Raw genomic sequence first — 16,416 nt, 5'->3', positions numbered from 1 at the left:
AGTCCCAAGGGCCCCGGCAGTCCCAACGGTCCCGGCAGTTCAGGCGCCCGGGTGGGTGAGCCTGGGCTCCCGGCGCTGCTCCTATCCATCGGGTCATCGACGAATCCGTGCTGGCCGGCCGGGTATCCGGACCGTGACACGAGAGGGAGGTAGACGACCGATGAAGCTCACTGAACAGCAGGCCAACTCGCTGTACGGGCAGGACGTCAAGGACCGCTCGGGTTCGAAGATCGGAAGCGTGGGCCAGATCTGGGCCGACGCCGCCGGCGAGCCCACCTGGGTCAGCGTGCAGACGGGCCTGATGGGCCGCAAGGAGTCGATGGCCCCGCTGGACAAGGCCCGGATCACCGACGGCGGGCTCACCGTCGACTACGACAAGTCGACAGTGAAGGACGCCCCGGCCGTGGACGCCGGCACCGAACAGCCGCTGGACACGACGCAGATCCAGCAGCTCTACGGCCACTACCGCCTGACGCCGCAGGCGCCGCCGGCCCCCGACCGGGGACGGAAGCCCGCGGCCGGCGAGGACATGATCCGGTCCGAGGAGCGGATGCGGGTCGGCACGGAGAGCCAGCCCGCCGGCACGGCACGGCTGCGCAAGTACGTGGTCACCGAGGACGTGCACACCACCGTGCCGGTCGAGCACGACGAGGTGCACGTGGAGCGGGAGCCCATCGCCGCCCGCGACGCACGCGGCATGCGCGCCGACATCGGCGAGGCCGAGCAGGAGATGACCCTGCGGGCCGAGCGGCCGGTGGTCGGCAAGGAGACGGTGCCCGTCGAGCGGGTCCACCTGGCCAAGGACGAGGTCGTCGAGGAGCAGCCCATCGACGACCGGATCCGCCGCGAGCGGGTGGACGCGGACATCCCGGAACGCAGCCGGCGACGTCGCTGACCGCTGACACGGCGACGGGCGGGTGGGTCGGTTCGACCCACCCGCCCGTCTCGGCGTACGTCAGTCGGCGAGCGCGCCCGCCGCCCGTCCCTCGTGCAGGGTCAGGTTGCGCCCGTCGGACGGGTCGAACAGGTGGATCTTCTCCAGGTTGAACCAGACGCGCCGGGTCTGTCCCTCCTCGACCGGGGACTCGGCGGAGAGCCGGGTCACCAGGTTGGCCCCACCGCCGCTGAAGTCGGCGCCCGCGTCGGCCGCCAACTCCTCCAGTTCGGCGGCGCTGGCCCGCTCCCCCTCGACGCTGAAGTAGACGTACTTGTCGGAGCCCATGGACTCGACGATGTCGACGGGCGCCTCGAACTCCGCGCCCCGGCGGCGGGTGTCGTCGTCGATCAGCGCGGCGTCCTCGAAGTGCTCCGGCCGGATGCCGAGGATCAGCTCGCGCGGGGCGTCCGCCCCCTCCAGCTCGCGCCGGATCCGTTCGCCGATCGGCACGTCGCCCAGCGCCGTACGCAGCTTTCCGTCCTCGACGGCGGCGTGCAGGAAGTTCATCGACGGCGAGCCGATGAAGCCGGCGACGAAGAGGTTGCGCGGGTGGTCGTACAGCTCCTGCGGCGGGCCGACCTGCTGCACCGCGCCGCCCCGCATGATCACCACGCGGTCGCCGAGGGTCATCGCCTCGGTCTGGTCGTGGGTCACGTAGACGGTGGTGGTGCCCAGCTTCTTCTGCAGGCGCGACACGACGGTGCGCATCTGCACCCGCAGCTTGGCGTCCAGGTTGGACAGCGGCTCGTCCATCAGGAATGCCTTGGGCTGCCGGACGATCGCCCGGCCCATCGCGACCCGTTGGCGCTGGCCGCCGGAGAGGTTGGCCGGCTTGCGGTCGAGCAGCGCGGACAGCTCCAGGACCTTCGCCGCCTCCTCGACCTTCCGGTTGATCGTCTCCTTGTCCAGCTTCGCCAGCCGCAGCGGGAACGCCATGTTCTCCCGGACGGTCATGTTCGGGTAGAGGGCGTAGGACTGGAACACCATCGCGATGTCCCGGTCCCGGGGCGCCTTGTCGTTGACCCGCTGGCCGCCGATGCGCAGCTCGCCGGAGCTGATGTCCTCCAGGCCCGCGATCATGTTGAGGGTGGTGGACTTCCCGCAGCCGGACGGGCCGACCAGGATGACGAACTCGCCGTCGGCGATCTCCAGGTCGACGTCGGCCACCGCGACGGTCCCGTCCGGGAACTTCTTGCTCACCTTGTCGAGCACGATGTCAGCCATGAGTACCACCTATCCCTTGACTGCGCCGGAGGTCAGGCCGGAGACGATGCGGCGCTGGAAGAAGAGGACGAACAGGATGATCGGAACGGTGATCACCACGGCGGCGGCGCAGATCGCCCCGGTGGGGTCCTCGAACTGCGACTCGCCGGTGAAGAACGACAGCGCCACCGGCACCGTGCGCGCCCGCTCGGTGGAGGTCAGCGTGATGGCGAAGAGGAAGTCGTTCCAGCAGAAGATGAAGACCAGGATCGCCGTGGTGAACAGTCCCGGCGCGGCGAGCGGGGCGATGACCCGCCGGAACGCCTGGGCCTGCGTCGCGCCGTCCATCTTCGCCGCCTTCTCCAGGTCCCACGGGATCTGCTTGAAGAACGCCGACAGCGTGTAGATCGCCAGCGGTAGCGCGAAGGTGATGTACGGCAGGATCAGGCCCGGCCAGGTGTCGAAGAGGCCGAGCTGCCGCTCGATCTCGAACAGCGGCGACACCAGGGACACCTGCGGGAACATCGCGATCAGCAGGGAGACCCCGACCAGCAGCCGCTTGCCGGGGAAGTCGAGCCGGGAGATCGCGTACGCGGCCATGGCGCCGAGCACCACGGCGATCACGGTGGCGATCAGCGCGATGCCGATCGAGTTGACCAGGGCCCGGACGAACTGGTCGGTCTGGAAGATCGTCCGGTAGTTGTCGAGCGTCCACTCCTGCGGGATGAACTTCCCGTCGGTCAGGGTCGCCGGCGTCTTGAACGACAGCGACATGATCCAGAGCACCGGCACCAGCGCGAAGACGACCACGATGGCGTCGAGCAGGCCCCAGCGCAGCTTGGCCCGGGTGGTGGTGTCAGCCATCTCAACGCCTCTCCCCGTCGTCGCTGCCGGGGGCAGCGGTACCGAACAGCTTCACGAAGACGAAGGCGATGATCGCCACGGTGAGGAAGATCAGCACCGACATCGTCGACCCGATGCCGAGGTTCAGGCCCCGGATCAGGTTGTTGTAGGCGAGCATCGACACCGACGAGGTCTCGTTCCCGCCCGCGGTCAGCACGAAGATGTTGTCGAACACCCGGAACGCGTCGAGGGTGCGGAACAGCAGCGCGACCAGGATCGCCGGCTTCATCACCGGCAGCATCACCTTGGTGAAGCGCTGCCAGGAGGTGGCGCCGTCGGTGGAGGCGGCCTTGAGCAGGTCCTCCGGCACCAGGGCGAGGCCGGCCATGAGCAGCAGCGCCATGAACGGCGTGGTCTTCCATATCTCGGCCAGCATGATGATCGCCAGCGAGCTGGCCCGCTCGGTCAGGGGCGCGCCGTCGCTGAACAGGTTGGCCAGGTAGCCCGTGCCCGGCGTCCACGCGTACCGCCAGGAGAAGGCCGCGACGACCGTGACGATGCCGTACGGGATCAGCGCGGCGGTCCGCACGATGCCCCGGCCGACAAGCGTACGGTGCATGATCAGCGCCAGTCCCATGCCGAGCACCAGCTCGACGGCGACGGTGACCACCGTGATCAGCGCGGTGACCCCGAAGGCCGTCCACCAGAACTCGTTGGTCAGCACGGTGGCGTAGTTCTCCAGCCCGACGAACTGGCGCTCGGCGGGGAAGCGCAGGTCGTAGCGCTGCAACGACAGCCAGACCGAGTAGATGATCGGGTACGCCGTCACCAGCACCATGACCAGCGCGGCGGGTGCGCAGAGCAGCCAGCCCAGCCGGCGCTCGGCCTTCTTGTTCTCGCTCAGTGGGGCCTTGCGGCCCCGACCGGTGCGCTGGGCCGGCACCTTGGCGTCCCGGCCGGGGCGGGCGGCCGTCTCGTCGGCGGCCACGTCGGCGCCGGCCGGCGTGGCGTTGACGCTCATGCCGCCACCTCCGGGCGGTCGGCGTCGAGTCGCCGGGTGCGCTGGCTCACGGCAGGACCCCCTTCGATTCGAGGGCGTCGGCGATGGCGTCGCGCAGCTCGTCGGCGGTCTGCTCGGGCCGGATCGCCGACGGCGGCGACAGGATCGCCGACATGACGGTGGAGATGCTCTGGTACGCCGGGGTCAGCGGCCGGACCGCCGGCTCCTTGAGCTCTTCGAGGATGGTGTCCCGCATCGGGTACGCCTCGGCCATCTCCGGGTCGTCGTAGACCTTCTCGATGGTCGGCGGCACGCCGTCGTTGACGGCGGAGAACTTCTGGTTCTTCTCGTTGCGGATGCAGCGGGCCGCCTCGAAGGACTCCTCGGGGTGCTTCGAGTAGGCGCTGACCGCCATGTTGATCCCGCCGATGGTGACCTTGCTCGGGGTGTTCTCGTCGACGCCCGGCACGCGCGCCCAGCCGACCTGCTTCGCCAGCTCCGGGTCGGCCTCCTGCATCGCCGGATACACGAACGGCCAGTTGACCTGGAACGCGCCGTCGCCGGACTGGAACTCCAGCCGGACGGGGTCCTCGGTGGCGTTGCTGAACGACGGAGACGTCACGCCCGACGTGGCGAAGCGCTGGAGCTGCTCCAGCGCCCGCACGGTGCCCTCGTCCATGACGGCCTGCTTGCCGTCGTCGCTGAGGATCTTGCCGCCGGCGCTCTCGGCGAGGGTGTTGTAGAGGACGACGAGGCCCTCGTACTGGGCGCCCATGGTGAGCACCTGGTACGGCTTGCCCTGCTGCTTCAGCTCCTGGGCGGTGGAGATCATCTGGTCCCACGTCTTCGGCGGCTGCGGCACGAGGTCCTTGCGGTACCAGAGCAGCTGGACGTTGGTGTTCTTGGGCGCGCCGTAGAGCTTGTCCTCGTAGCGCGCCGTCTCCAGCGGGCCGGCGAGGGTGCCCTGCTCGACCTCGGCGCGGTCCTGCCCGGTCCACTCCCTGATCCAGTCGGCGCTGGCGAACTCCTGGGTCCAGGTCACGTCGAGGCCGAGGACGTCCATGCCGCTGTCCTGCGCGGCCAGCCGGCGGACCATCTGCACCCGCTGGTCGTCGGCCTGCCGGGGCAGCACCCGGTAGACGATCTTGTAGCGCCCCTGGGCCTGCGCGTTGCAGTCGTCGACGACCTTCTGCAGGTTCTGCTCCGGCGGGTAGTACAGGTTGATCGTGGGTGTGCCGCCGTCCCCGTCGGAACCGCAGGCGGCCGCCATCGGTGCCACCAGCGTCAACGCCGCGGCGGCAGCCACCGCGCGCACGCGTGGCCGCCGTCGGCGTCCGGCCTTGTCAGGGTCGCTCATCACCCCTCCCCTCGTGTCGGCCAAGGCCGGGGAGAGGCTCCGCGCCCCGGCGCACGGCGAGCCGTTCGGGCCGTCTGACCAGCGGTTCCGTCGCCCGGACGTTTCGTGGCCCCAACACTGCCCGACCTGCGAAGTTGCGAAACCTGACGCTGCTGGGACGGTGCCGACAGCACCGGCTGTGGCGCGGATCACCGCCGTGCGGGCCGGCCCGGTCGCCCGTAGGCTCGGCCGATGGACGCCACCTTCTTCCTCGACCCCGCCTGCCCGTGGACCTGGCGCACCTCCCGCTGGCTGGTGGCGGTCGCCGACGCCCGGGGCCTGCACATCGAGTGGCGGGCGTTCAGCCTGGCCATCCTCAACTCGGGCCGGGTGGCGCCGGAGTACGCCGACGCGATGACCGCCTCCAGCGGGGCGCTGCGGCTGGTGGAGGCGCTGCGCGCCGAGGGCCGCCACGACGACGTCGCCCGGTTCTACGCCGAGGTCGGCGCCCGAAGCCATGACGCGGGCAACCCGCTGTCGGCGAAGATCGTGGACGCGGCCGTCGAGGCGGCGGGCCTGGGAGCCGCCGCGCCGGCCCTCGACGACGACCGCTGGGACGAGGCGGTACGCGAGTCGCACGCCCTGGCGTACGCCTCGGCCGGCCCGGACATCGGCGCGCCGGTGCTCATGGTCCCGGGCGCCGAGCGGGGCATCCACGGCCCGATCCTGACCGAGGTCCCCGGCACCGACGACGCCCTGACGATCTGGGACTCGCTGCTACCCCTGATCCGGATGCCCGCCTTCCACGAGGTCAAGCGCGCCCGCCACTGACCTGCGGCGTCGCGCTCTCCCGGGCCCTGCGGCCACACCGTAACAAGATCGGTTCCCGCGGGACGGGGTCGGGCGGGGGGCGGGACGGGGCGGGGAGGTGGTGGCGGTGCGCCCCGATCGGTGGGTTCTCGCGCGAACCTCCCTCCACCGGCGGGCCGGTTGGGCAGGATCGTCCCCAACGAGGAGGTGCCGTCGTGCAGGACACCCGCGCTCTCGCCCTGACGTTCGAGGTGAGCGGCCTGCCGCCGGTGAAGACCGAGGCGCTGTCCATCTTCGCGGCCGGGCACCGGCAGGCGACGAGGGTCCGCGCCCTGCTCCAGGCGGCCCGCGCCGCGGCCCAGCGCACCGGCTGGACCCCGCTGTCCGGGCCGGTCGAGGTGGACCTCGTGCTGCGCTGCCCGCCCGGGCACCGCACCTCCGACGCCAGCACCCTGCTGGGCGGGGTGTGCGCGGTGCTCCAGGACAAGAAGCGGGTCGCCAGCATCGGCCTGGCGCACCTCGGCGTCCTGGTGGACGTCGCACTCTACGACGACGACCGGCAGATCCGCCGGCTGTCGTACGCGGAGCAGCCGGCGGAGGACTTCTCGTACCAGGTTCGGGTCGCCGCCGTACCGAACGTGGTTTGACCGACGGCCGCGGTGGGGTACCGCGGACGCCGACGAAGGGAGCGCCGATGTCGGAGCCACATGTCACGCTGGACCCTCGCGGGCTCGATCCCGTGCAGCAGAAGCTGCGGGGCCCGCTGGAAGACCAGCTGACCTCGGCGTTGCAGGCCGCCACGGAACGGGTCAGCGCCAGCTACGCCGGCGAGCCGGTGGAGCAGGTCTGCCAGCGGCTGCTCGACGAGACGCGCTCCGGGCTGCACCCCGACATCGCCGCCGGATTCAACCCGGACATGGACGAGTTCTGCCGGGTGGCGGTGGCGATCGTGCGCGGCGAGACCTCCTGAGAGCGTGCCCGACTGGCCGGGCCTTCGCGGCACCGGCCGTGCGTGCCGGCGCCGCTGGTGGCGCCCCCGCGGATCCCGGCCAGAGCGGAACGTCCCGCCCTGCCAACCGCCGCGATGCGCGACCGTAGCCGCCCGCGACGATGATCAGCCGGCACCCGCCGGCCGGCGTCCGCCGTGCACCTCCGAGCGCGCGGTCCGCGCCCGCAGCTCGGCACGGACCTCGTCGGCCTCGGCGCTACCCACCTCGGTGAACAGGGCCAGCGCCAGCCGGAGCTGTTGGATCCCGCCAGCGGGGTCACCGCGCCGGAACAGCATCCGGCCGAGCCGGCGCAGCGCCACCGCCTCGCCGTGGCGGAAGTCGGCCCGCCGCATCGCCTCCACGGCCAGTTCGGCGTACCGGACGGCCGGACCGACCTGTCCGTCGCCGAGGCACGCCTCGGCCAGGGTGCCCATCAGGCTGCCCCGGTTGCGCTCGTTGAGCGGTACGCCGGCGACCGCCAGGCCACGCCGCAGGTAGTGCAGCGCCGAGCGGTAGCGACCGAGCAGGCACTGCACCTCGCCGAGGTTGCCCAGCGCGTTGGCCTCGATCTCCGGGGCGGCGCTGCGGCGGGCGAGGCGTGCCGCCGCCCGGCAGTGGCGGATCGACTCCTCGTAGCGGCCGGCCAGGCGGTACGCCATGCCGATGTTGCCCTTGGTGGCGGCGCAGGAGCGCAGGTCGCCGAGCCGCTGCCGCAGCCGCAGGCTGCGCGTGAAGCACTCGGCCGACTCCTCGTACTCGCCGGCCATGCCGTGCAGGACGCCGAGTTGGTTGAGCGCGCGGGCCTGGCCCTCGTCGTCGCCCACGGCACGGCTGATCTCCAGGCCGCGGCGCAGCAGGCGCGTCGCCTCTTCGGTGCGGTGCAGGTGGAAGTAGGCCACCGCCAGGTCGTGCAGCAGACCCGCCTGCGCCACCCGGTCGTCCAGCCGCTCCGCCGCGGCGATCCCCGCCTGGTCCACGGTGATCCAGTCGCCCACGTGACCGCGCATCTCGAAGAACAGGAAGAGGCTGTCGGCCAGCTCGACGCCGGCCCGCGCGGTGGCCGCCGAGGCGGCGGACTGGACGACGGCCGCCACCAGGTTCGGCCGTTCGGCGACCAGCCACTCCAGCGCCGCGTCGGCGTCCACGAAGTGTGCCGGGCCGCTGATCGGCGCCGCCCGGGTGCCCGGACGCAGCAACGCCACCGCGTGGCGGGTCCGCTCCAGGTAGTGCGTGAGCATCCGGTTCAGGGCGGCCGTCCGCTGCGCTCCCGTCTCGCCCTCAGCCCGCTCACGGGCGAAGAGCCGGATCAGGTCGTGCAGGGCGTACCGGTTCGCCACGGGCTCGTCGAGCAGTCGCGCGTCGACCAGCTCGTCGAGCGCGTCCAGCGCCGACGGCACGTCGACGTCGAGCAGTGCCGCGGCCACCGCGCAGGTGACGTCCGGGCCGTCGACGGCGCCGACGAGCCCGAACAGCCGGGGCGCCAGCGGATGTGTCAGGTGCTGGTAGCTGACCAGGAAGCTGCTGCGCACCGCGACGTCGCCCAGGCGCAGCTCGTGCAGCACGCGATGCTCGTCGCGCAGGCGGTCGTCGAGCGTCGCCAGGGTCCAGTTCGCTCTGGCCGCCAGGCGCGCGCCGGCGATCCGGATCGCCAGGGGCAGTCCGCCCAGCCGGCGGACCAACCGGGCGGCGGTGTCGGCCTCGGCGTCGATCCGGGTGGCGCCGACGAGCCGGCGGAGCAGTTCGACGGCGTCGGCGTCGTCGAGCACGTCGAGTTCCAGGTGGGTGGCGCCGTCGACGTCGCTGAGGCTGCGACGGGACGTCACCAGGACCGCGCACCCGGCGCCGGCCGGGATCAGGGGCCGCACCTGCCCGGCGTCGTACGCGTTGTCGAGCACCAGCAGCAGGCGCCGGTCGGCCAGCAGCGACCGCAGCGTGGCCGACGCCTCGGCCACGTCGACGGGGATCGCCGTCTCGGCGACACCGAGCGTCCGCAGGAGGCGGCCCAGCGCGTCCAGGGGCGACACCGGGAACACGCCGGCGGTGGCACCGCGCAGGTCCACGTAGAGCTGCCCGTCGGGGAAGGAGTCGGCCACCTGGTGCGCCGCCCGCACCGCCAGCGCCGACTTGCCGACCCCCGCCGGTCCGCTCACCACGCACAGCGGCATGCCGGATCCGGGCCCGGTGCTCAGCGCGTCCCGCAGTGCCGCGAGGGCCCGCTCCCGCCCGACGAGCGTCGGCACGGTGTGCGGCAACTGCCGGGTCGCCGTAGCCGCCGGTCCGGGCGCGCGGGTGTCGGTCGGCGCCGGCTTCGCCGCCAGTTCGCCGAGCCGGTGCAGCACCGGGCCCGGTTCCAGTTCGAGCTCGTCGGCCAGGGCCCGACGACAACGCCGGTAGGCGTCGACGGCCTCGCCGCGGCGCCCGAGGTGGTGCAGCGTCATCACCTGCTGCTCGGCGAAACGCTCGTGCAACGGGTACCGCGCGACGAGTTCGTCGAGAACCGCCAGCATCTCGTGGTGCCGGCCCAGGTCCAGCCCGACGTCGACGTACTCCTCGTACGCCGTCAGCCGCTGCCGGTGCAGCCACGCGACGTTGACTCCGAAGCTGCCCAGGCATGCCACGTCGGCCAGTGGGTCACCACGCCACAGGTCCAGCGCGCACCGGTAGAGCGTGGCGGCCTTCTCGCTCAGGCCGGACCCCGCCGCCGCGCGGGCGGACTCCAGGAGGGCGTCGAACCGGGACACGTCCAGTTCGGCCGGGTCGACCGTCATCCGGTAGCCGGGCGGGTCCGACGCCAGCCGGTCACCCACGAGCTGCCGCAGGCGCCACACGTGGAGCTGGACGTTCTTGCGCGCGGTGCGGGGCGGCTCGTCACCCCAGAGCAGGTCGACGATGTCGTCGACCGCAGTGGCCCGGTTGGCGTGCAGCAGCAGCGCAGCGAGCACCGCCCGCTGCCGGGGCGGACCGGCGGGGACCGGCTCATCGTCCGCGCAGATCTGCACCGGACCGAGCAGCCCGAAGGTCAGCCGACCACCCATACCCCCGAAGCATAGCGGTCCATCTATACCAGAAATAGAACGGCGGCTGGGAGGCTGCGCCGCACCTCCCCCCGGGAAAGGAGATCCTCCCGTGTCTGATCGCAACGTCGGAGAGCGACTGCCTGTCTGGGTGCCGGCGATGTGGGCCGCCGTGCTCGTCGCCGCGCTGCTGGTGCCGGCCGGCCCCGCCCACGCCTCACACCCCAACCCCTCCTCCACCCGTCACCTGCACAACATGCACTACGCGACGTCCGGATCGTCGGCGGGCGCCAACGACGAGCAGTTCTGCGTCGAGTCCACCGACACGTCCAAGGTCAGCCACAGCGCGGCACGCGCCTTCGTCAAGCAGACCCTGACCGAGATGGGCTCCGGGAAGGTCTGGGACGGCCTGGGCAACTGGCGCATCGACCTGTGGGCCACGAGCAGCAACTGCACCTCGTACCCGGCCTCGACCCGCAACACCATCGAGATCGAGGTCCATTACGGCTGGGACTGGAGCGCACGCTGCGGCGCCCCCGTGGGCTACTACAACTGCGTCGAGCACGACAACCCCGTGTGGGACGCCGCCCAGGGCCACTACGACAGCCAGTGGGCGTACGTCTTCCTGGTCTTCAGCTCCGGCGGACGCCTCGACAACGTGGGACGGGGCTTCATCAACCACGAGTTCGGGCACGTCTTCGGGCTGGCCGACGACAACGGCAACTGCAATCCGCCCAGCCTCATGCACAGCACCGTCGTCGGCTACGGCTGCGGCAACTGGACCAACTGGTACCCGAGCCCGTCCGACTTCCAGTCCGTCCTGAACGTCATGGCCTGACGTTCCCGCGAGGAGTCACGATGGCACGACACGCCCTCAGGAACCGCCTGTTGACCACGCTGACGGCCTGCCTCGCGTCGGCCGTCGCGGCCGGAGCCGTCGCGGTGTCCGTACTCGACCGCGACCACGGGCACGACCACGACGACCACGCCCACGTCGACACCACCAACGGGCTGCTCGTCACCAACCGCTCGTCGCTGCGGATGTGCGTCGAGGCCGGCGGCGGCGCCGACGGGCAGGCCATCCACACCGACCTGCTCGCGGGACTCGATCGGGCACGTCAGGACCCGAACTGGACCGGCGCCTACGGCAGGGCGCGCTTCGACCCGGCGACGGCACTGACGTCCGGCTGCCCGGCCCCGAACCTTCCTGACCGGGTCGAACGCACGACGGTGGCCGGACCGGGCCTCACCGACGATCCGAGCCCGTACCGCGTCTGGGTCTACGTCCTCGACGATCCCACCGCCGACCGGATCCTCGGCGTCGGCCGACCGGCCGACGTGGCGACCGCCGAACTGATGCGCGAGGCGACCAGCATGTGGCCCGTCTCCACGGCCCTGCTGGTCCGGCGTAGCCACCTGACGGACGCGGCCGCGGTGGCGCCGACGCTGCGTGCCGCGCTGGGTCTCGTCCGGGCGCACCAGGAACCCGCCCCGTGAACACCCTCCGGCCGGCACCGCCGGCCGGAGGCCGGCGTCCCATCCCGCCCGATCCCGCCCTCGCGGCCGATCGGAACGACTCGAAGGAGAGGCACATGCAACCATCGCCCTCCCCGGCCACCCACCACACCGTACGGACCACGCTGAGCCCCACCGGGCGGCACGCGACACTCATCAGGGACTTCAACGGCCGGTACGACGCCGGCGCCGACGGCATGAACACCAGTTGCACACTCGACTACACCCGGGGGTGGTACGCATGGGCCGCATGACCCGTGGGCTGATCGCACTGGTGGCCGTACTCAGCATCGGGTACGCCGGCGGCCCGGCCGCCGCCGTGCCGGCCAGGACCGACGTGAAGGTACCGGCGGCCCAGGCCGCGTCGGACGCGGACGAGGTGGGCATCCAGGCCACCGCCCGTTCCGTACGCTGCGCCGGAGCCGCCCGGGCCGCCGGCTGGACCGGCGAGAACCTGGTCATCTCGGTCGCCGTGGCGCTGGCCGAGTCGCAGTGCGTCGCGGGCGCGCAGGGCTACAACGGCCCGACGTCCGGCTGCCCCAACGGTTCCCTGGACCGGGGTGCCTGGCAGATCAACAACTGCTACCACTCCTGGGTCACCGACGCCTGCGCCTACGAGGTCTACTGCAACGCCCGCGCCGCCCACGACATCTGGGGCTGGTCGGGCTGGAGCGCGTGGGCCACCTACACCAACGGCTCCTACCGCAACTACCTCACCGAGGCCCGCGACGGCGTGAACAACTCCGGCGGCGGGGTCTACGGCACGGTCAACACCGGCGGAGACCCGCTGAACGTCCGCTCCGGCCCGGGCACCTCGTACGCCCTGGTCGGCACGGTGGCCCACGGCACGACCGTACGGATCATCTGCCAGACCCGGGGCACCCGCGTCTGGAGCGACGTCTACCAGTACTGGACCGACATCTGGGACAAGATCGGCGACGGGCGGTTCGTCTCCGACGGCTTCGTCCACACGGGCTCGTCGGGCACGGTCGCCCCGAGCTGCTGACGCCGGAAACACGATCCCGCGCCCGGGTGAACAGCCCGGGCGCGGACCCGGGCGCAGCGGCGGGTCGCCACCGGTCAGGCGACCAGCGGGCCCACCCGCCGGCCCGTCGACGCGCCAGCCGCCGACCTGGGCTCGGCGGCCAGCTCGGCCGCGTACTCCCGCACCAGCGCCGGCAGCCGGTGACGCCCTGGCTCGTTCGAGTGGGGCTGGAGCAGGTGCGCGTCGGCCAGGTCGTCCAGCGCGCGGTCCAGCCGGGCGGCGGAGATCCCGAGCTGCCGGGCGACCCGCTCGGGCTGGCGCAGCGCGTCGGGTGCCGCGCCGAGCAGGGCGAGGATCCGCCCGGCCATCTCGTCGTCGGTGCGGACGGCGGCGACGGCGGTGGTCAGGCTGCCCCGCACCGACAGGTCCTCGTAGTCCAGCAGGTCCAGCCGCTCCCGCCTGTCGGCGAGCTGACCGACCAGGGCGCCCACCGACATGCCCGGTCGGGCCGCCAGGCGCGTGCCGGCGACGCGCAGCGCGAGCACCGAACCAGCGCAGAGACGCACCAGCTCGCCGGTGGCGGCCGGGTCGACGCGCAGCCGCTCCGGGCCGGCGAGCGTCCCCAGCAGCTCGCGCGCGTCGGCGGCGGCGAGCGGGCGCAGCGTCACCCGTCGTACGCCGTCCAGGCTGCCCAACCGGCGCTGCGCGACCACGACGAGGCCCGGACCGGGCCCGGCCGGCAGCAGCGGGCGGACCTGGGCGGCGCGGGTGACCCCGTCCACCACCAGCAGCAGCCGTCGCCCGGCCACCAGCGACCGGTACCAGCCGGCCCGCTCGTCGGTGCTCACCGGCACCTCCGCGGGGTGGACGCCGATCGCGCGCAGCACCCGGGCCAGCACCTCACCGGGGGCCGCCGGGGTCCGGGTGTTGAGGTCGACGTAGACCTGCCCGTCGGAGAAGTCGGCGGCGACGGCGTGCGCGGCGCGTACCGCCAATGCGGTCTTGCCGCTGCCGAACCCGCCGGTCACGACCACGGTGGCGGGGGTCGGGGCACGCAGAGCGGTGGTGATCTCGTCGGTCTGCCGTCCCCGGCCGACGAAGGTGGCCACGCCCGCCGGCAGCTCACGGGGCACCACCCAGCCGGCACCCCCGACGAACCTGGACGGGGGCGGTGCCACCCCGGCGGCGTCGGGCAGCGAGGCGACCGGCGCGGTCGTCGTCGTGACCGGTGCGGTCGGCGGGGTGTACGCCAACTCGGGTGCCCGGTCGAGCATCGCGCGGTGCAGGGCGGCCAGCTCCTCGCCCGGCTCGATGCCGAGCTGCTCGTCGAGCGTGGTCCGGGCGTCCCGGTAGACGGTGAGCGCCGCCGGGACGTCCCCGCAGCGGTAGAGGGCCAGCATGAGCTGTGTCCAGGCCCGCTCGCGCAGTGGGTGGGCGGCGAGGTGCCCGCGCAGCTCGGGCAGGAGGTGCCCGTGCTCGCCGGCGGCCAGCCTCGCCTCGGCCAGTTCCTCGAAGACCTGGAGGCGCTGCTCGTCGAGGCTGGCCCACCGGTTGTCCAGCGCGGTGCCTCTGGGCAGGCCGTCGCCCGACACCCCGCGCCACTGCGCCAGCGCGGCGGTGAGGGTGCCGACGGCGCTGGCCGGATCGGCCGTGGCGAGCAGGGCCCGCCCCTCGCCCGCCAGCCGGTGGAACTGGGTCACGTCCAGCTCGTCCGGCGAGAGCCGCAGCTCGTACGCGTTGGGGCGGGCGACCAGCCGGTCGCCCAGCTCCCGCCGCAGCCCGGCGGCGTGGGAACGCAGGTTCGCCACCGCGGAGGCGGGTGGCACGTCGGGCCAGACCATGTCGGCCAACCGTGACAACGAGACCGGGCGGTTCGCCTCCAGTGCCAGGCCTGCGAGGACCGCGCGACGTTTCGCCGCGCCGGGCGTGACGAGCTGGCCGTCGACGCACAGCTCGACACAGCCCAAAAGCCGAATCTGTAGTTTCATGGTGCCGCTCCCCCGTTGAACCTTGAGCGCGCTCAGGCTAAGTGGGGGGTTCCGCACGGAACAAGACATGCGGAGAACGGCAGATGGTGACTAACATCAATGTCAGTCGGCGGCGTGTCTCCGTAACGAGATCTGTCAGGGAAACGCTCCCGTCGATCCTTGACGCGGTGTGACGGCCTCCTGTCGACCCGGGCCGGCCAGGCGCCCAAAATACCCGACGCCGTGAGGTGAAACACCGCCGAGGGGCCGCCGACAGTCCACACCGCAGCGGGCGGCACGCCAGGCAGCCGAATGGACCGCTGGCGCCCACCGGCCCGGCTTGGTCACCGGCAGTCGTTCGAGGAACAGCCGCCCGTTGGACGGAGGCGCCCCGGCCCGGCCAGCCTGTCGCGACGGGAACCGTCCGGCGACGAAACGAAGAGGGTGGGCCCGCCGCCGCGGCGAGCCCACCCTCCCGGTCACAAGGGGCCGGTCATCCGGTCTGACCCACGAGCTCCGGCACCGACCGGTCGATGCTGACCGTGAGCGGACCGTCCTGCTCGGATCCCGGAACACCCACAGCCCGGTCGACCGTTCGGCAGAAGGCGAGCCGGTCGCATCGCGACGAAGCCAAGGTATCCAACTGTCGCCCGTTCCCCCATGAGCACTCCCTGCCGACGCCCGCCCGGAGAGGACGGCAATCACCTCGCTTCAACCATGCCAGCGTTGGGCAGGACGACGGCAAGCGCACTCCGCACGAGTTCAGCCTGCTGCGCACGATAGTTGTCGAGATCCTCTGTGGCTCTCAGCCAGAACCCCCCGTTCTCCAACGCCGCCACCTCGGCGAATGCTCCCGAAGCGCGCAGGCCCGCAACTCCCCCCAACCGCACTCCGACCTCTTCTGGGAGAATGGTGATCCAGCCGTAGCCGCGCAACCGACTCCTGGAGATTGGAACCGTATCGCGCGACCTCAGGTGCAGTTGCGCTTCCAAGGGGCTGCTGAAGACGGTGTCGAGGAACGAAATTCCGCCATACGACGGGTTCGCCTTCTCTGCCATTTCACGCAGAAAGGAGAGCGCCTCACCCCACCGTTTGCCACTACGCCGCAACTGCGGTTTGGTCACCATTGACAAATTGAGCCAGGCACGATCTCCGTCTACCCGCTCACAGGAGACGACCGTGGACGGAAAGCTCGGTACCCCTTGAGGACCAAGCTGCTGCGCCTCGAACGAGGCGAAGGAGGGCAACCTGATCAGCGCGTCGAGGAAACCTTGCCAAGATTCAGGCGAATACTCCTGCCGCAACTCTACGCGCCCCTCGAAAGGGGTAATGAACATCGCGGCGCCTGTCCGCCCCTCCAGGGAGTGACCATGGCCCGCGCCTGATCTCGAATTCCCGACAAGGCTGGCCGCCAGGACACGAAGGCCAGCTTCGAACCATTCGCGCAGGAGACTGCGCGCCAAACCCCCGTCGGATTCGACTTCAACCGTAAGTTGCATAACCGTCGGCACATACGGTTGAGGACCAGTCGGCCATTGCCCGACGAACCGCCTGTCCATCACGCCCCTTCCGTCAGATGACACCAACTGCACGAGCACTTGACTGAGCCGTCATCATTCTTCGATCGCCACGGAGCCGAGCGCCGACGACATCGGGACCTCCATTGCCGGAACGACGAACACCACTGGACTGCCGTAGGGCGGCCCGGCACGGGCCGCCCTACGGGAGAATCACCTAGACCGACAGCGCCTGCCCTTTCGCGTTCACCCGCCTACCTGACCAGATCGTAGTCACCGCGACGACCAGGCTCTACACCC

15 protein-coding genes are annotated in these 16,416 nt (G+C 71.7%); 8 read left to right on the top strand and 7 right to left on the bottom strand.

Annotated elements, in window-relative coordinates:
- The first annotated feature begins 160 nt into the window (after nucleotides 1-160).
- A complete protein-coding gene (locus ACGFNF_RS24330) occupies nucleotides 161-895 on the top strand; it encodes a PRC and DUF2382 domain-containing protein (protein WP_393170885.1) in 735 nt (244 codons plus the stop codon).
- A 60-nt stretch (nucleotides 896-955) separates the two neighbouring features.
- Here ACGFNF_RS24330 and ACGFNF_RS24325 read toward each other — a convergent pair whose 3' ends face one another.
- Genes ACGFNF_RS24325 through ACGFNF_RS24310 form a run of 4 tightly spaced genes read right to left on the bottom strand, consistent with a single transcriptional unit; the run spans nucleotide 956 to nucleotide 5,340 of the window.
- Nucleotides 956-2,161 (bottom strand): sn-glycerol-3-phosphate ABC transporter ATP-binding protein UgpC, encoded by a 1,206-nt coding sequence (locus ACGFNF_RS24325; RefSeq protein ID WP_357578697.1) that lies wholly within the window; start codon nucleotides 2,159-2,161, stop codon nucleotides 956-958.
- Between the two features lie 9 nt (nucleotides 2,162-2,170).
- Nucleotides 2,171-3,004 carry a carbohydrate ABC transporter permease gene (locus tag ACGFNF_RS24320; protein WP_121400801.1) on the bottom strand — a complete coding sequence of 278 codons (834 nt, stop codon included), beginning with the start codon at nucleotides 3,002-3,004 and terminating at the stop codon, nucleotides 2,171-2,173.
- Nucleotide 3,005: 1 nt separating this feature from the next.
- Nucleotides 3,006-4,004, bottom strand: a complete 999-nt coding sequence (locus ACGFNF_RS24315; protein WP_357578696.1) for a sugar ABC transporter permease — start codon at nucleotides 4,002-4,004, stop codon at nucleotides 3,006-3,008.
- Between the two features lie 46 nt (nucleotides 4,005-4,050).
- The gene (locus tag ACGFNF_RS24310) at nucleotides 4,051-5,340 is read right to left on the bottom strand and encodes an ABC transporter substrate-binding protein (RefSeq protein WP_357578695.1); all 1,290 of its coding nucleotides are present in this window, start codon (nucleotides 5,338-5,340) and stop codon (nucleotides 4,051-4,053) included.
- 231 nt (nucleotides 5,341-5,571) lie between these two features.
- Here ACGFNF_RS24310 and ACGFNF_RS24305 point away from each other — a divergent pair, with 231 nt between their 5' ends.
- The 3 genes from ACGFNF_RS24305 (at nucleotide 5,572) to ACGFNF_RS24295 (ending at nucleotide 7,099) form a co-directional block, all read left to right on the top strand.
- Nucleotides 5,572-6,150, top strand: a complete 579-nt coding sequence (locus ACGFNF_RS24305; protein ID WP_357578694.1) for a hypothetical protein — start codon at nucleotides 5,572-5,574, stop codon at nucleotides 6,148-6,150.
- A gap of 194 nt (nucleotides 6,151-6,344) precedes the next feature.
- Complete coding sequence (locus tag ACGFNF_RS24300) at nucleotides 6,345-6,776, top strand: hypothetical protein (protein WP_357578693.1); 432 nt, start codon at nucleotides 6,345-6,347, stop codon at nucleotides 6,774-6,776.
- 47 nt (nucleotides 6,777-6,823) lie between these two features.
- Nucleotides 6,824-7,099, top strand: coding sequence for a hypothetical protein (locus tag ACGFNF_RS24295; protein ID WP_357578692.1), 276 nt, complete (start codon nucleotides 6,824-6,826; stop codon nucleotides 7,097-7,099).
- A gap of 144 nt (nucleotides 7,100-7,243) precedes the next feature.
- Here ACGFNF_RS24295 and ACGFNF_RS24290 read toward each other — a convergent pair whose 3' ends face one another.
- Nucleotides 7,244-10,153 (bottom strand): BTAD domain-containing putative transcriptional regulator, encoded by a 2,910-nt coding sequence (locus ACGFNF_RS24290; protein ID WP_357578691.1) that lies wholly within the window; start codon nucleotides 10,151-10,153, stop codon nucleotides 7,244-7,246.
- A gap of 91 nt (nucleotides 10,154-10,244) precedes the next feature.
- Between ACGFNF_RS24290 and ACGFNF_RS24285 the strand changes: the two genes are divergently transcribed.
- The 4 genes from ACGFNF_RS24285 to ACGFNF_RS24270 all read left to right on the top strand — a co-directional run bounded on the left by ACGFNF_RS24285 (nucleotide 10,245) and on the right by ACGFNF_RS24270 (nucleotide 12,653).
- Entirely contained in the window at nucleotides 10,245-10,970 is a 726-nt protein-coding gene (locus tag ACGFNF_RS24285) for a hypothetical protein (protein WP_357578690.1), read from the top strand.
- A gap of 20 nt (nucleotides 10,971-10,990) precedes the next feature.
- The gene (locus tag ACGFNF_RS24280; protein WP_357578689.1) at nucleotides 10,991-11,629 is read left to right on the top strand and encodes a hypothetical protein; all 639 of its coding nucleotides are present in this window, start codon (nucleotides 10,991-10,993) and stop codon (nucleotides 11,627-11,629) included.
- Between the two features lie 95 nt (nucleotides 11,630-11,724).
- Entirely contained in the window at nucleotides 11,725-11,901 is a 177-nt protein-coding gene (locus ACGFNF_RS24275) for a hypothetical protein (protein WP_357578688.1), read from the top strand.
- Complete coding sequence (locus ACGFNF_RS24270; RefSeq protein WP_393170879.1) at nucleotides 11,898-12,653, top strand: SH3 domain-containing protein; 756 nt, start codon at nucleotides 11,898-11,900, stop codon at nucleotides 12,651-12,653. The genes ACGFNF_RS24275 and ACGFNF_RS24270 overlap by 4 nt, the downstream gene beginning before the upstream one ends.
- A 74-nt stretch (nucleotides 12,654-12,727) precedes the next feature.
- On the opposite strand, the gene ACGFNF_RS24265 is transcribed toward ACGFNF_RS24270, so the two are convergent.
- Both ACGFNF_RS24265 and ACGFNF_RS24260 read right to left on the bottom strand, forming a co-directional pair.
- Nucleotides 12,728-14,620 carry a BTAD domain-containing putative transcriptional regulator gene (locus tag ACGFNF_RS24265; protein WP_357578686.1) on the bottom strand — a complete coding sequence of 631 codons (1,893 nt, stop codon included), beginning with the start codon at nucleotides 14,618-14,620 and terminating at the stop codon, nucleotides 12,728-12,730.
- A gap of 680 nt (nucleotides 14,621-15,300) precedes the next feature.
- Nucleotides 15,301-15,936: a hypothetical protein gene (locus tag ACGFNF_RS24260; RefSeq protein ID WP_357578685.1), complete on the bottom strand. Its 636-nt coding sequence runs from the start codon at nucleotides 15,934-15,936 to the stop codon at nucleotides 15,301-15,303.
- Nucleotides 15,937-16,416 lie beyond the last annotated feature (480 nt).

Source organism: Micromonospora sp. NPDC048868 (assembly GCF_043198195.1).
Lineage (GTDB): Bacteria > Actinomycetota > Actinomycetes > Mycobacteriales > Micromonosporaceae > Micromonospora > Micromonospora reichwaldensis.
The sequence above is the reverse complement of the archived record's forward strand: the minus strand, read 5'-3'. Positions and strand labels throughout refer to the sequence as shown.

Coding starts and splice junctions, on each gene's coding strand:
- ACGFNF_RS24330 (WP_393170885.1), top strand. CDS start 161: ATGAAGCTCACTGAACAGCAGGCCAACTCGCTGTACGGGCAGGACGTC.
- ACGFNF_RS24325 (WP_357578697.1), bottom strand. CDS start 2,161: ATGGCTGACATCGTGCTCGACAAGGTGAGCAAGAAGTTCCCGGACGGG.
- ACGFNF_RS24320 (WP_121400801.1), bottom strand. CDS start 3,004: ATGGCTGACACCACCACCCGGGCCAAGCTGCGCTGGGGCCTGCTCGAC.
- ACGFNF_RS24315 (WP_357578696.1), bottom strand. CDS start 4,004: ATGAGCGTCAACGCCACGCCGGCCGGCGCCGACGTGGCCGCCGACGAG.
- ACGFNF_RS24310 (WP_357578695.1), bottom strand. CDS start 5,340: ATGAGCGACCCTGACAAGGCCGGACGCCGACGGCGGCCACGCGTGCGC.
- ACGFNF_RS24305 (WP_357578694.1), top strand. CDS start 5,572: ATGGACGCCACCTTCTTCCTCGACCCCGCCTGCCCGTGGACCTGGCGC.
- ACGFNF_RS24295 (WP_357578692.1), top strand. CDS start 6,824: ATGTCGGAGCCACATGTCACGCTGGACCCTCGCGGGCTCGATCCCGTG.
- ACGFNF_RS24290 (WP_357578691.1), bottom strand. CDS start 10,153: ATGGGTGGTCGGCTGACCTTCGGGCTGCTCGGTCCGGTGCAGATCTGC.
- ACGFNF_RS24280 (WP_357578689.1), top strand. CDS start 10,991: ATGGCACGACACGCCCTCAGGAACCGCCTGTTGACCACGCTGACGGCC.
- ACGFNF_RS24275 (WP_357578688.1), top strand. CDS start 11,725: ATGCAACCATCGCCCTCCCCGGCCACCCACCACACCGTACGGACCACG.
- ACGFNF_RS24270 (WP_393170879.1), top strand. CDS start 11,898: ATGACCCGTGGGCTGATCGCACTGGTGGCCGTACTCAGCATCGGGTAC.
- ACGFNF_RS24265 (WP_357578686.1), bottom strand. CDS start 14,620: ATGAAACTACAGATTCGGCTTTTGGGCTGTGTCGAGCTGTGCGTCGAC.
- ACGFNF_RS24260 (WP_357578685.1), bottom strand. CDS start 15,936: ATGTTCATTACCCCTTTCGAGGGGCGCGTAGAGTTGCGGCAGGAGTAT.